Below are 12,464 nucleotides of genomic sequence, written 5' to 3'. Positions count from 1 at the left end.
CCGTCGCGTGATAGTGGCTGCTTTGGCGCTCGGCGTTCCACGGATGGCACACCTATGGACCTCCTCGCTCTCGTCGCCTTCCATGAGATCGTCGGCCACGGCGGCATTGGCCGCGCGAGCCGTGCCACGGGGCAGCCGAAGACGACGTTGTCGCGTCGCCTGAGGGAGCTGGAGGACGCGCTGGGGGTCCGGCTCGTCGAGCGTGGTCCCAAGACGTTCCGGCTCACGGAGGAGGGCGCGATGCTCCACCGGCAAACCGGCGGCTTGCTGGCCGAGATCGAGGACGTGGGCCAAGCCCTCGCCGGCGGGCTCTCCCGTCCGCGCGGACCCCTGAGGGTGAGCGTGCCGGGGCTGTTCGCAGACCTCTACATGGGCCGGATCGCTGCGGGCTTCGTGGCTCGTTATCCCGAGATCGCTCTCGAGGTCCTGAGCGAGAACCGGATGATCGATCCTCTGATCGAGGGCGTCGATCTCGTGGTGCGCGTCAATCCGCATCTCGACGAGAGCCTCGTCGGGAGGATCGTCATGCGAGAGGAGACCCTCCTCGTCGCGCCGCCATCCCTCGAGAGGCCCCGAAGGCGAGCCGGCGACGAGGCGAGTATCGGCGTGCCAGCGATCCTCCTGCCGACGACGGCAGGAATGCCGGTGTGGCGCGTCGAAGGGAAGAACGGGATCGAGGCCTTCACGCCCGTGCCTGTCCTCAGGTCCTCCTCGGTGTCGATGGCGTGGCAGGCGGCTCGCAACGGGGCGGGCGCCGCGCTGCTGCCAGGCTCGCTCGTCGATGCGGACCTGCTCTCGGGCAGGCTTTTATGCTGGGGTCGCGTCCCCGAGCGGCGGACCGAGATCTGGGTGCTCTACACATCGCGGAGGTTGCTCAGTCCGAAGGTGTCTGCCTTTGTCGAGCACCTCTGCGCTGCTTTCCCGCACCAGCGCCCCCCGAGGTCGAAGGGAAGCGAGGACCCATCAGCGCTCTGAGGAGCGCGGCGTGGGGCAGGTAGGAGCCGAGGATGTCGCGAAGCTCGAAGGAGGCGCCAATGTAGGAGCCGAGGACGTCGCGAAGCTCGAAGGAGGCGCCGATGTAGGAGCCGAGGACGTCACGGAGCCCGAAGGGCAGCTTCGATGTACGAGCCGAGGACGTCGCGAAGCTCGAAGGAGGCGCCGATGTAGGAGCCGAGGGCGTCGCGGAGCTCGAAGGGCAGCTCCGATGTAGGAGCCGAGGACGTCGCGGAACTCGAAGGGCAGCGCCGATGTAGGAGCCGAGGACGTCGCGGAGGTCGAAGGGCAGCTTCGATGTAGGAGCCGAGGACGGCACGGAGCTCGAACGAGGCGCCGAGGTAGGAGCCGAGGACGGCACGGAGCACGAGCATGCCGCCCGCGGTTGACGCCCCACGCAAGCTGTTGTTCCTTCGGTCTGCTCAGCCGCATTGCCATGCCCATGTCGAGAGCCCTCTCCGCCCCGCGCGTCCTCCCCGCCGCCTTCTTCGCGCTCGCGGCGCTCTCCGCCCCGCCCTCGCACGCCGCCCCGCCGCCCGATCCAGCGCGCAAGGCCCAGTGCGCGGCCGCGTTCGAGGAGGGGCAGGAGCTCGAAAAAGCCGGCCGCCTGGTCGAGGCGCGCGGCAAGTTCGTCTTCTGCAGCGCCGAGGCCTGCCCGGCCGTCGTGCGCGACGAATGCGCCACCATGCTTCCGCGCGTCGAGTCGAGCCTGCCGACGATCGTGCCCGGCCTGCGCGACGCCCAGGGCAACGACGTCGTGTCGGCCGAGGTGACGCTCGACGGCACCGTCCTCACGAAGACCCTCGACGGCCAGCCCATCGCGGTGAACCCCGGCCCGCATACGCTGCGGTTCGTCGCGCCGAACGCCGCGCCGGTCGAGCGGCAGGTCGTCGTGCGTGTCGGCGAAAAGAATCGCGTGATCACCGTGGATCTGGAGGCGAAGGGCGCGGCGGCCCCAGCGTCCCCGAACGGAGGCCCGGACGAGCCCGCGGCGTCGGGTACGTCTGGAAAACGCGTGGCGTCGTACGTGCTCGGTGGCCTCGGGGTCGTGTCGCTCGGGGCGTTTGCTTATCTCGGGATCACGGGGAAGGGCGATCTCGCGGGGCTCCGGGACGGTTGTGGCCGGACGCAGAGCTGCGCCGAGGCGGACGTCGACGCCGTGAAGACGAAGCTGCTCCTCGCGGACGTGTCGCTCGGCGTCGGGGTCGTGTCGCTCGGCGTCGCGACGGCGCTGTTTTTCACGAGCGGCAGCGGCGAGAAGAAGGCGACCGCCGGCCGCCCGGCCGTGATCCCCGTCGTCGCGCCCCTGCCGGGCGGCGGCGCGGCGATGCTCGTCGGCACGTTTTGATCGCGCTCAGAAAGAGCCGCCGCCGAAGTCCTCGAAGCGGACCTTGTCCGGGATGCCATAGGTGAACACGCCGATCCGGCCGCCCGAGGTCCCCATCGGCGCGCCCGAGACGTCCCACGTCCCGAGGAGCTTGCCGTTCACGTACGCCTCGATGCGGCCATCCTCGTAGCCGCGCCCCCAGAACGTGTCGCCTTCCACGAGCGTGTACGGGACCGGCTCGCCCACCGTGGTCCACTCCCCGCCCGTGCAATACGCGACGTGGATCCCGGGAACCGCATTGAAGCGGTTCCAGCTCACCACGACCGACTCGCATTCGCTCGGGTCCCCCTGGTTGCGCAGGACGAGCTCGATCTCCGTCTCGTCCCCGTCCATCGACTCGATCGTGACGTACGCCTCCTGGCGGGGACCAAAGACCTGATCCCATATCGCCGCGTCGGGGTCCTTGCCGACCGTCTGGAGCCGCTCGCCGTCAATCGTGTACGCCCCCGGGTACCGGAGCTTCCACGAGCCCCCGGGCACACCGTCGGCGCGGTCGAAGTCGTCGAGGATCCCCGTCGCCGGTGCGCTGACGCCGCCGCCCGCGCCCCCGTCGCCGCCCGCGCCGCCGCCCTCGCCGCCCGTGCCCCCGGCGCCGCCCATGCCGCTGCTGGCGCTCGCCGCGCTCGCCGCTTCCCCGTCCGGAGCGCCGGTCAGGCCGTCGAATGAAGAGGTCAGGTAACAGGCGGGGGCGAGGAGGGCGCCGGACGCAGCGAGCACGAAGGCGAGCAGGTTGTTCGAAGCCATGGACCGAGGATACCCCGGATCCAGGCGTTTCATCTACGGCTAGGGCCTGCGCGGGAGCGCGTTCTTTTCGAGCCACGCGAACGCCTGGCCGAAGACCCGCTCGGCGTCGCCCATCTGCCCGTGCTTGGCGCCCGGCATTTCGAGGTACGTGGAAGGGATTCCCGCTGCCTGGAGCTCCGCGGCGGCCTGCTTCATGCGCGTCGTCACGTCGTACTGGCCGCTCACCATGACCGCGCCGCGCACGTGCCGGAGCCGCGCCGCGGAGGGCTCCGTGGGCGCGCCGATCAAGATGAGCCGCGAATACCGCTCGGGCCATTGCTCGGCGAGCCGCTCGCCGAGATAAGCGCCCTGCGAGTGGCCGACCAGCACGAGGTCCTTCGCCTCCCCGCCGCTGACCTCGAACGCGGCCCGGATGCGGGCGTCGAGTTTGTCGAGGTCGAGCGAATGTTTGCGCAGGACGCCGCCGCCGTCGCAAGGCGTGTCGCCGCGGACCGCGAGGATGCCGCCGTGTTCGCTCGCGGCGAACTGGAAGGCCTGCACGTCCCCGACGCCGGCCGAGCACATCCCGTGCAAAAAGAGCATTTTCGGTTTCGCGCCGTCCGGGCCGGGCACGGCGAATCCGGGCAGATCGTCGGGGATGTTCAGCGTGTAGACCTCGACCGGGAGCGCGAGGCGTTTCTGGGTGGCGAGGGGGCGGATCGCGGCGAGGACGTGTTCGTCCCGGCCGCAGCCCGCGGCGGCGGCGGCGAGGGATGCGACGAGCCCGAGGCGGCGGAGCATCTGCTGCATGCCCGCTTCGTGGGGGAGGCGCTCGCTCGTCGCAATCGGGGAACGGCGGGGTTCACCGGCGGATCAGTTTTCGAGATTTCCGGCGCAGCGAGGGATCAGGGTCCGTCCACGCGGGTCTGGAAGAGGCCGTTCATGTATTCAACGAGCAGCCGCTCGCGCAGCGGGGGCGGCAGGTGGTTCAGGACCTCGCTCACCGCGGCCATGCGATCGGGAAGGTTTGCGCCGGCCACGCCCGTCGCCGCCATCGCCTCGCGCAGGATGCCGCCGAGCACCGCCGGATCGAGCTTCGTGAGGTCGAGCGAGGCGAGCGCGCCGCGGAGCGCCGAAAGATCGCCGCCGGGCGGGGGGAGCGTCCGGGCGATCTCCACGCAGGCGCGGAGGTCCCGGAGCAGATCGCCGGCGAGCCCAAGCGCCTTCGGGTTGAGCGAGAGGTGAATGTTCTCTTTCGACGAACCAAAGCCGAGCTGCGGCTGGACGAACCAGCCGCGGGCCTTCATCTCGTCGATGACGTGAAAGACGCTGACCTCGTCGGACGTGAAGGCGACGAGGTTCATCTCGGGCCGCGCGAGGAGCCGGAGGCCCGGGATCTCCGCGATGCCGTCGACGATCTTGCGCGTCGCGGCCAGCATGCCGCGCGCGATTTCGAGGTAGCCGGCGTCGCCGAAGTGGTGGAGCACGGCCCAGCAGGCGGCGAGCGGCCCGGCCGATTTCGTGCTCTGCACGGTCGAGTTGACGACGGTGTAACCCGACCAGCCCGCGCAGGCATAAAACTGGTGGCGCCGGAGATCCTTCGTCTTGTGGAGGATCACGGACGCGCCCTTCGCGGCGAAGGCATACTTGTGGAAGTCCATGGAGATGCTGGTGACGCCCGGGACCTGGAAATCGAAATCGGGGACGGGCGCGCCGAGGCGCCGGAAATACGGCAGGAGAAACCCGCCGATGCACGCGTCGACGTGGAGGAGGAGGTTCTTTTCGAGCGCGAGCGCGCCGAGGTCGCGAATCGGATCGACGACGCCGTGTGCGTAGGAGACAGCCGATCCGACGAGCAGGATCGTGTTCGGGCCGATGGCCTCGCGCATGGCCGCGACGTCGGCCTTGAAGGTCGCGCGGTCGACGGGCACGGAGACGAGCTTCACGTCGAGGTAATGGGCGGCCTTGTGAAACGCGGCATGCGCCGTCTCGGGGACGAGGATCTCGGGCTCGCGAATGCCGCGCGCCTCGCGGGCGTGGTCGCGCGCGGTCTTCACGGCGAGCAGGATGCTCTCGGTGCCGCCGCTCGTGAACGAGCCCGCGACGTCGTCGTCGCCGCCGAGGTGCGCGGCGGCCATGGAGACGACGTCGTTTTCGAGCACGAGCGTGCTCGGAAAGACGGTGGGATCGAGCGCGTTTTCCCCGAGGTACAGGGTGTAGGCGCGGTGAATGACGGCCTCGGCCTCGGGCCCGGCATCGTAGACGTACGCGAAGGTGCGTCCGTCGCGCCAGGGCATGTCGTGGGCGCGGAACGCGGTGAGTTTTCCGAACAGCTCGTCCGTGCCGAGACCCTTCGCGGGGATCTTCATCGTGCCTCCTCGGTCGTTTTCCGGGGCCATGAGGCACGCGGCGGCCCCCTCGTGTCAAGCGGGGCGCGCCGGGCTAGAGCGCCGAACAGTGCGGCGCTCTGCGAGATCGCGAAGCGAGCTCGCCTCGGGGGGTGAATCGACCGGGCTTTGCCCGGACGAGAGGGGGACGCGAGGCGTCCCCCTCGGGACGAAAGAATCCTAGAACATCGAGCGGTTCTTGAACCGCTCGATGTTCTAGGATGCGCCCGACCATGCTGACGATCGATCCCCACCCGCTGCTCGAGGCCGCCGCCTTCACGACCACGTTTCCCGCGCCGCTCGGCGAAATCGCCGTCCCGGAGAGCGTCCGCGTGCTGCTCACGCCGGGCGCCGCGGCGCCGCTCGCGGCCGACGACGCGGTCCGCTCGGCCGTGCGGGATCTTTTGCGGCACGGCGGGTACAAGCCGACGGGGCGGGGCAAGCCCTCGTCCGAGTACCTCGTCCGCGCGGTGGCCGAGGGCGCGCTCGGATCGATCAACACGGCCGTGGATACGTGCAACGCCGTCTCGTTGCACAGCGGGTTGCCCATCAGCGTGATCGATCTCGACCGGGCGACGCCGCCGCTCCGGCTTGGGATCGCGAAGCCGGGCGAGAAATATGTCTTTAATGCCTCGGGGCAGGAGATCGATCTCGGCGGGCTGCTTTGCCTGTTCGACGCGGAGGGGCCGTCGGCGAACGGGGTGAAGGACGCGCAACGCACGAAGACGCACGCGGGGACGCGGCGCACGTTGAGCGTGGTATGGGGCACGCGCGTGTTTCCTGGCCGCGCACGCGAGGCCGCGGCGTGGTATCGGCGATTGCTGGAGGAGGCCGGGGCGACGGTGGACGTCGTGGCGGCGTGATCAGCGCGGCGTCTCGCTGGCCGGGATCCAGAAGCCGCCGCTCTCGTCGGGCAGGGCAAACACCGATTTCGGCAGCACGTTCGTCCAGCCGGCGACGGTCTCCAGCACGAGGAGCTCGGCGCCGGCCTCGATGACGCCGATCGGCCGCTCTTTTTCGTCGCGCCGGAAGCGGATGGGGATGTCCTTCGAGGCCCGGGCGACGCGGGGCGGCGGATCCATGACGAGCTGCGCGCCCGCGACGCTCGTCTCGGGGGGGATGTATTGATCCATCATCTCGCCCTTTGGTAAGGCCGTGAGATCGGACCCGCGCATCCAGCCGTCGATCGCGAGATCGGCGCGGAGCTTTCCGTGGACGAACGAGCCGCTCGTCTCGGTGCTCCAGAAGAGCTTGATGTCGGCGACGCTCATGCGGAGCGTGTAGACGACGTTGCCGGCGGGGCCGTCGAGGATGTCGATGTCCTGGCCCTTGGCGAGGTAGCCGCGGCCATTGCCGGGCACCTCCACGGGCACGGGCGTGCCGCGCTGCAAGGCGAGCGCGTCACAAGGCGCGCTGACGGTGGCGTTCTGGCCATTCGTGCCGGCAATGGGCATCTCGACCGTGACGAACCCGAGCTTTGCCCCGGTAATCTTGAGCTTCTGCGCGGTCGCGATCCACACGTTGCCCGAGACGATCGGGATGTCGCGGCCGCTCCAGACCGGAATCGCGGTTGTCGCGACGTAGCCTTCGAGCCGGAAGGAAGGCTCGCTCGTGCGTGTGGTGATCTTCGAGCGTTGAATGGCCGGATCCGGCGGGACCTCGCTCATCGACAGGGGGACGTAGCCGCCCTGGAAGCTCGCAATGGCGCGGCCGCCCTGGGGCGCGTCGTAAAGCACGATGCCCTTCGCGAGCGGGGACGACCCTTTGAGGATGCAGTTCGGACCGGTCACGCCAATCGTCGCGGTGGGCGGCGGAGGAGGAGGCGGGGGAGGAGGCGGCGGAGGAGGCGGCGGAGGAGGCGGCGGAGGAGGCGGCGGCGGCGGCGGCGGCGGCGGCGGAGGCGGCGGCGGCGGCGGCGGCTTGTTCCCCGTCGGCTTCGTCGTGGGCTCCGACGTGGCCTTCGTGGTGCCCTCGGGCTGCGGGTCCTCGAAGGTTCCCTCCGTCGGCTGCCATTGCCCCGTTCGTGGCTCGGTCGGGGTGCAGGCGACGGCAAGGCCGAGCGTGACGCAGGTCGCGGCGAGGACGGCGGCGGTGACCGACGTGCGCGCGAGATCCGGGCGGCGAGGGCAGGGAACCATGGGCGTAGCTATAACACGTTCCGGGCAGAGCTTGCGTACCTCCACGCGCTTGACGTCTCGGGCCCGTGGTCCTTAGGCTCGGCGAATGACGTTCCCTTCGCGATCTTTGGGTCTCCTCCTCGGTCTCGCCTCGTTCGTCTTCGCCACGGCCGCATCCGCACGTCCATTCCGGGTGAATGACATTCCGAACGGCACCAAATACGGCTGCTTGAACTGCCACGGCGACACGAAGGCCAGCTACAACACGGATTTCGGCAGTGACGCACGCCTCTATCTCGTCGGCGCCGTGCCGGTGCAAGAGCAAAACGTGAACTGGGCGGCGCTTTGTCCGCTCGATTCGGATCGGGACGGCTGGACGAACGGGCTGGAGCTCGGCGACCCGGATTGCGCCTGGACGAAGGGCGACGCGGATCCGAAGGGGTTCGTGTACAACCCCGGCGACCCCGACGTGCATCCGCCGCCCGTCTGCGGGAGCGGCAAACTCGAAGCCGGCGAGGCGTGCGACGGGGATCTTTTCCTGGTGAACGATTGCGCCGAGGCAGGCGCGGGGGAAGGGCCGCTCGCCTGCACGGACGATTGCAAGCTCGACCTTTCGCAATGCAGCGAGCCGCCCGGCTCGGTGCCCGACCTCAGCGGAGACGGAAACACGACCCAGCCCGGAACGTGCGCCGCGGCGCCGGGATCGGCCCGGAGCCTCGGAGGCATGGGCGCGATGATCGGGATGCTCGTCGCGGCGGCGGTGATGCGGCGGAAACGGCGGTAGGCGGGCGAATCAGAAGCGCGCGCCGAACGAGAGGCCCACGAGGCCGGGGCCGACGGCGGGCACGACCGCGATCTCGCGCAGGCGCGAGGGACCCGGGCTCTGGGGCTTCTTGTCGTCCTTCTTGCGCGGGGGGGTGAGCCGTGGTTCGTCGAAGTAATACAACAAGAACGCGAGGGCCCCAAAGCCGGCGGCCACGTTCAGCGCCGCCGTCGCGCCGTTGCGAAACGCCGTCTGCCCGTCCCGATACGTCAGGTAATCGTCGAGCTCCGTATCGCTGATCGTCTCTTTTTTGCGCTTCTCGTTGAGCTTCTTCGCCTCCTCGCCGGAATCGGCCGCGAGGAACGCCATGACGATGCCCCCGGCGACGCAGGTCGCCGCCCCGCCGATGAGGACGAACGAGGTCATCCTTTGTCGCGTGCGGTCGAGCGTGGCCTTCAGGTCCTCCGACTTGCCGCGCCCGAGATCGAGCTCCGTGGTGAACGTATTGAAGCCGTTCAGGCTCACATGGAGGGTCCGGACGCCCGCCTCGATCTGGAGCGGCGCCTGGAGCGGCAACGCGCCCTTGGGCAAACCATCCACCGTGACCGAGGCGCCGGCCGGGCCCGTGATCGAGACGTACGCCGGCATTTCACGCAGCGGCACGTCGAGCGCCGTCATCTGGCCTTGCTTGGCCGGCACTTCGCGCTCTTCGGGGAAATATCCGGGCGCCTGCACCAGGACTTTGTGTTTGCCCGGCGTGACGTCGATCGCCTCGAGCGGCCGCGGCGCTGCGCCGTCGATCGAAATCGTCGCGTCCTCGACCTGCGTCGTGATGGAGATCTGGGTCGAGGGCGCCTCCTCGGGCGCGGGTGTGCTCTGCACCTCGGGGGGCAAACGCGAGAGGATCTCCTCGATGTCCTTGATGCCCGCGTCGGCCTCGCCGCGGCGCTTGCCCGTCGTGTCCGTGGCCAGGTACCGGCGATAATAATCCACGGCCTGGCGCAGGTTCTGCGGCTTGCCATCGTTGCCGTATTGCTTGCGGTAGGCCTGCGCGATGGAGAAGAGGAGGCCGGGGCGCGTCGTGAGCGCGTAAGCCTGCTCGAAGGCGCGGACGGCGTTCGCGTAATTGCCCTTCTCGTATTCACGCGCGCCGGTCTCGAAGTAGGCGCGCGCCTCGGGGGAATCGACGTCCGCAGGGCCCGCGAGCGAAGGCCCCGCCCCGGTCGCGAGCGCGAGCGCCACGAGCGCCGCGAAGAAACGCTTCATCGGGCGATCTCCTTGCCGAGGAAGAGGAGCAGCTTCTGGCCCTCGGCGACCAGCAGATCGTCGACGCCGTCGCTGTTCGCGTCGATCGCGAGCAGCGCTTGGCCGCCGAAGAGCCGGGAGAACGGCGCCGGCGGCTGTTGTCCGGGCAATCGCTCGGGGACGATGAACTTGCGGGTCTTCGCGTCGAACGAGAACACGTAGAGCCCGCCCCGCGTGAGCACCGCGAGCTCCTTGTCCGCTGTCGCATTGGTGTTCAGCAATGCGATGTCGATGATCCCCCGCAGCTCCTCGGTGTCTGCGTTGCTCGTCGCCATGTCGGGGCCGAAATAATCGTCCGACAGATCGGCGGCGAGGGTCATGTTTTTCGCGTTGACGGGATCCTTGCCCGAGCCGTCGTTCCAGAAGATCGCGACGGCGGACCGGACCGTGATCGGATTCCCGTTCTCCTGGGGCACGCGCTTTTGCACGAGGACGACGACGTCGCGCTGGCCATTGCCGTCGACGTCGACGACGAGCGACGGCACGTTGAACGGATCGGGGTCCGGCAAGACGAGATTGTGAGCCACGGCGGGGATGGGGTTCGGGAGCGGATCGAATTGACCGGCCCGGTAATCGTTGACCCAGAGGCCCTGGCTTTCCCCCGGGGCATCCATGAAGATCGCCAGCGCGTCATGCACCGCGTCGTACCGCTGGTCGTAATTCACGGGCGCGATCAGCATGCTGCCGTTCATCGCATCCAAGCCTTCGAGGACCGGCAGGGACGAACCATCCGAGGAACAACCCGCGAGCCAGATCTTGCTGGCCGTCCGCGCCACGATCGTCGACGGGGTCACCGTCTCCTCCTCCTCGGTCTCGTCCGGCGGCGAAGGCGCCTTGCATTCCTCGACGCCGAAGCGCGACACGACGATCTGGGTCGGTCCATCGGCGGAGTTCGATAGTTCCATTCCCTGCCCCGGAGGGGGCTTGATGGTGAGCGGCGCGAGAAGCCTTCGACCGACGTTTCCTTCGACGATCGTGAAATGCTTGGTGGGCGAGGTCATGCCCGGCATGCCCGGCATGCCCGCCATGTCCGACGTGCGCACGGAGAGGACCACGAGATCGTCGAGCAGATCGGGGGCACCGACGGCGTTTTTCCCTTTCACGCGGCCCGCGGCGATGTGCTCGAGGCCCTCGAAGACGCCGAGGGAGAGGGGGGCCTCGGGCACGGCCAGCGGGCGGCCGAAGAGCATGAGGAGCTCGCTCGGGCCCGAGGACATCTGGCCATTCGGCGCGGCGGGCGGCACGAGCCGTAGGACGGCGTCGTCCACGGAGTCGCCGTCGAAATCACCAACGGCGAACTCGCCGACGATCTCCTCCACCGGAATCGTGAACGTCTTGAGTTCGCCCCCTTCGACGCGACTCCACACGTCGAGGAGCGTCTGCTTTTCGCGCGCCGCGAGGAGATCCGGGAGCTTGTCGCCATTGAAGTCTCCGAACACGGCGCGCCCCCATTTCACGCCTGCCGGGATCTTCATGCAATCCCGCGTGTACGTGTCATCGGGACTGGGCTGGAACGGGTTGTAGAGGACCCCACGAGCATCGATCACGTCGAGCGCCCCATTGACATCAAAGTCACCCACAGCGAGGGGCGGGCCGCCGAGGGTACGCCCGAGGCAACTCTCGGGATCGAAGACGCTGAGCGGCTCGAGGTAGGTCGGCGCGGGCATGGGCGCGAGGAAGGTACCATTGCCCTCGTTCCGGTAGAGATGCAGGCCCTCGGTCTTCGTCGAATCCACGAGTCCGACGAGCAGATCGTCGTCGCCGTCGCCGTCGGCGTCCGCGAAAAAGACGCCGGTCCACAGGGAGGCGCCTGCGGGGAGCGAAATGGGGATGAACGTCGGTTCCTCGGCGAGCTTTTTCGGAGCCTGGCACGTGAGAACGTACATCGCAGGTGTCGGGGCCGCGAGCGCGAAGGCGATGAGGGGGCACGCGGTGGGGGTCTTCGCCGGGGCGAAGGCGACGCCGGCGAGCGTCCCCGAGAACGAGGGGCCGACCTGCTTGGGGGGAGGCGTGGAATCTGCTTCGTCGCTTTCCCCGATGACCCGCGCTTCGAGGGTGGTTTGTCCCGCATTCGTGACGAACGCGAGCAGCATATTGTCTTCATCGAGCCGGCCGAGGGGCAAGAGCCGCACCGTGCCGAGGTCCACGTCCCCCGAAGGATAACTCCTCGGCAGGAGCGTGCGGTTGTCCTGCCCCGTCAGGACGCCGAGCGCGTTGCCGAGGTTCAGGATGAGATCGGAGGTGCCGTCCCCGTCGATATCGCCGATTCCAGGCAAACGTCGATCGTTTGGCACGTTGAGCGATTGGTCGATGAGGCCGTTCGTCTCAAAAAACAGGATGTCGAGCGAGCTGTCGTCGATCGCCACGGCGTCCTGCCGGCCGTCACCGTCGAAATCGCCGGAGAGCAAGCGTCGCACGCCGCCGCCCGCGATCGAGAGCGGAGAGGCGGAGAGCCCGCCGGGCTTGCGGCATGTGCCGTCAATCCCGCAGCCGAACTCGGCCGGGCACGCCACGGTCGGATCGTCGGCGAGGTTGCAGACGTAGCGGCAGGCCGAGCCGCAGCGGGTCTTGCGCTTCGCGCTCGTGTCCCCCGCGTCCCCCGCGTCCCCCGCGTCGACCGTGTCGACGGGATCGGTTTCCGGGTTGCCATCACAATCTTCGCCCGTGTCGGGTTCGAAGACGCGGTTGCCACAGACGTTCTTGTCGACGTTGTCGAGGGGCTCGCAGCTCGCGACCGCCACAGCCCCAAGGAATGCAGCGAGGCCGATCAGCGCCGCGCGACGCCGGAA

At 68.9% G+C, this 12,464-nt stretch carries 11 protein-coding genes; 4 read left to right on the top strand and 7 right to left on the bottom strand.

Annotation, left to right across the window (positions count from 1 at the left end; genetic code table 11):
• The first annotated feature begins 54 nt into the window (after positions 1 to 54).
• Positions 55 to 975 carry a LysR family transcriptional regulator gene (locus E8A74_RS25265; RefSeq protein ID WP_136931629.1) on the top strand — a complete coding sequence of 307 codons (921 nt, stop codon included), beginning with the start codon at positions 55 to 57 and terminating at the stop codon, positions 973 to 975.
• A 119-nt stretch (positions 976 to 1,094) separates the two neighbouring features.
• On the opposite strand, the gene E8A74_RS25260 is transcribed toward E8A74_RS25265, so the two are convergent.
• Positions 1,095 to 1,394 carry a hypothetical protein gene (locus E8A74_RS25260; RefSeq protein WP_136931628.1) on the bottom strand — a complete coding sequence of 100 codons (300 nt, stop codon included), beginning with the start codon at positions 1,392 to 1,394 and terminating at the stop codon, positions 1,095 to 1,097.
• 41 nt (positions 1,395 to 1,435) lie between these two features.
• Between E8A74_RS25260 and E8A74_RS25255 the strand changes: the two genes are divergently transcribed.
• Positions 1,436 to 2,341: a hypothetical protein gene (locus E8A74_RS25255; RefSeq protein ID WP_136931627.1), complete on the top strand. Its 906-nt coding sequence runs from the start codon at positions 1,436 to 1,438 to the stop codon at positions 2,339 to 2,341.
• 6 nt (positions 2,342 to 2,347) lie between these two features.
• Here the strand turns inward: E8A74_RS25255 and E8A74_RS25250 are convergent, their stop codons facing one another.
• From E8A74_RS25250 to E8A74_RS25235, 3 genes are all read right to left on the bottom strand, one after another.
• Positions 2,348 to 3,124, bottom strand: coding sequence for a hypothetical protein (locus tag E8A74_RS25250; protein WP_170229355.1), 777 nt, complete (start codon positions 3,122 to 3,124; stop codon positions 2,348 to 2,350).
• Between the two features lie 39 nt (positions 3,125 to 3,163).
• Positions 3,164 to 3,913: an alpha/beta hydrolase gene (locus E8A74_RS25240; protein WP_232379736.1), complete on the bottom strand. Its 750-nt coding sequence runs from the start codon at positions 3,911 to 3,913 to the stop codon at positions 3,164 to 3,166.
• Positions 3,914 to 4,008: 95 nt separating this feature from the next.
• Positions 4,009 to 5,472: a pyridoxal phosphate-dependent decarboxylase family protein gene (locus E8A74_RS25235; RefSeq protein WP_136931624.1), complete on the bottom strand. Its 1,464-nt coding sequence runs from the start codon at positions 5,470 to 5,472 to the stop codon at positions 4,009 to 4,011.
• A 251-nt stretch (positions 5,473 to 5,723) separates the two neighbouring features.
• Here E8A74_RS25235 and E8A74_RS25230 point away from each other — a divergent pair, with 251 nt between their 5' ends.
• The gene (locus E8A74_RS25230) at positions 5,724 to 6,353 is read left to right on the top strand and encodes a phenylalanine--tRNA ligase beta subunit-related protein (protein WP_136931623.1); all 630 of its coding nucleotides are present in this window, start codon (positions 5,724 to 5,726) and stop codon (positions 6,351 to 6,353) included.
• Here the strand turns inward: E8A74_RS25230 and E8A74_RS52660 are convergent, their stop codons facing one another.
• Entirely contained in the window at positions 6,354 to 7,628 is a 1,275-nt protein-coding gene (locus tag E8A74_RS52660) for a hypothetical protein (protein WP_211365445.1), read from the bottom strand.
• Positions 7,629 to 7,713: 85 nt separating this feature from the next.
• Here E8A74_RS52660 and E8A74_RS25220 point away from each other — a divergent pair, with 85 nt between their 5' ends.
• Positions 7,714 to 8,391: a hypothetical protein gene (locus tag E8A74_RS25220; protein WP_136931622.1), complete on the top strand. Its 678-nt coding sequence runs from the start codon at positions 7,714 to 7,716 to the stop codon at positions 8,389 to 8,391.
• 9 nt (positions 8,392 to 8,400) lie between these two features.
• Here E8A74_RS25220 and E8A74_RS25215 read toward each other — a convergent pair whose 3' ends face one another.
• Positions 8,401 to 9,636, bottom strand: a complete 1,236-nt coding sequence (locus tag E8A74_RS25215) for a PEGA domain-containing protein (protein WP_136931621.1) — start codon at positions 9,634 to 9,636, stop codon at positions 8,401 to 8,403.
• Positions 9,633 to 12,416, bottom strand: coding sequence for an FG-GAP repeat domain-containing protein (locus E8A74_RS25210; RefSeq protein ID WP_136931620.1), 2,784 nt, complete (start codon positions 12,414 to 12,416; stop codon positions 9,633 to 9,635). The genes E8A74_RS25215 and E8A74_RS25210 overlap by 4 nt, the downstream gene beginning before the upstream one ends.
• Positions 12,417 to 12,464 lie beyond the last annotated feature (48 nt).

Source organism: Polyangium fumosum (assembly GCF_005144585.1).
GTDB lineage: Bacteria > Myxococcota_A > Polyangia > Polyangiales > Polyangiaceae > Polyangium > Polyangium fumosum.
This window is presented reverse-complemented; position numbering and strand designations above follow the sequence as displayed.

Excerpts from the sequence above, each read along its gene's own strand:
- E8A74_RS25240 (WP_232379736.1), bottom strand. The coding sequence starts at position 3,913 with ATGCAGCAGATGCTCCGCCGCCTCGGGCTCGTCGCATCCCTCGCCGCC.
- E8A74_RS25250 (WP_170229355.1), bottom strand. The coding sequence starts at position 3,124 with ATGGCTTCGAACAACCTGCTCGCCTTCGTGCTCGCTGCGTCCGGCGCC.
- E8A74_RS52660 (WP_211365445.1), bottom strand. The coding sequence starts at position 7,628 with ATGGTTCCCTGCCCTCGCCGCCCGGATCTCGCGCGCACGTCGGTCACC.
- E8A74_RS25255 (WP_136931627.1), top strand. The coding sequence starts at position 1,436 with ATGTCGAGAGCCCTCTCCGCCCCGCGCGTCCTCCCCGCCGCCTTCTTC.
- E8A74_RS25220 (WP_136931622.1), top strand. The coding sequence starts at position 7,714 with ATGACGTTCCCTTCGCGATCTTTGGGTCTCCTCCTCGGTCTCGCCTCG.
- E8A74_RS25265 (WP_136931629.1), top strand. The coding sequence starts at position 55 with ATGGACCTCCTCGCTCTCGTCGCCTTCCATGAGATCGTCGGCCACGGC.
- E8A74_RS25230 (WP_136931623.1), top strand. The coding sequence starts at position 5,724 with ATGCTGACGATCGATCCCCACCCGCTGCTCGAGGCCGCCGCCTTCACG.
- E8A74_RS25215 (WP_136931621.1), bottom strand. The coding sequence starts at position 9,636 with ATGAAGCGTTTCTTCGCGGCGCTCGTGGCGCTCGCGCTCGCGACCGGG.
- E8A74_RS25235 (WP_136931624.1), bottom strand. The coding sequence starts at position 5,472 with ATGAAGATCCCCGCGAAGGGTCTCGGCACGGACGAGCTGTTCGGAAAA.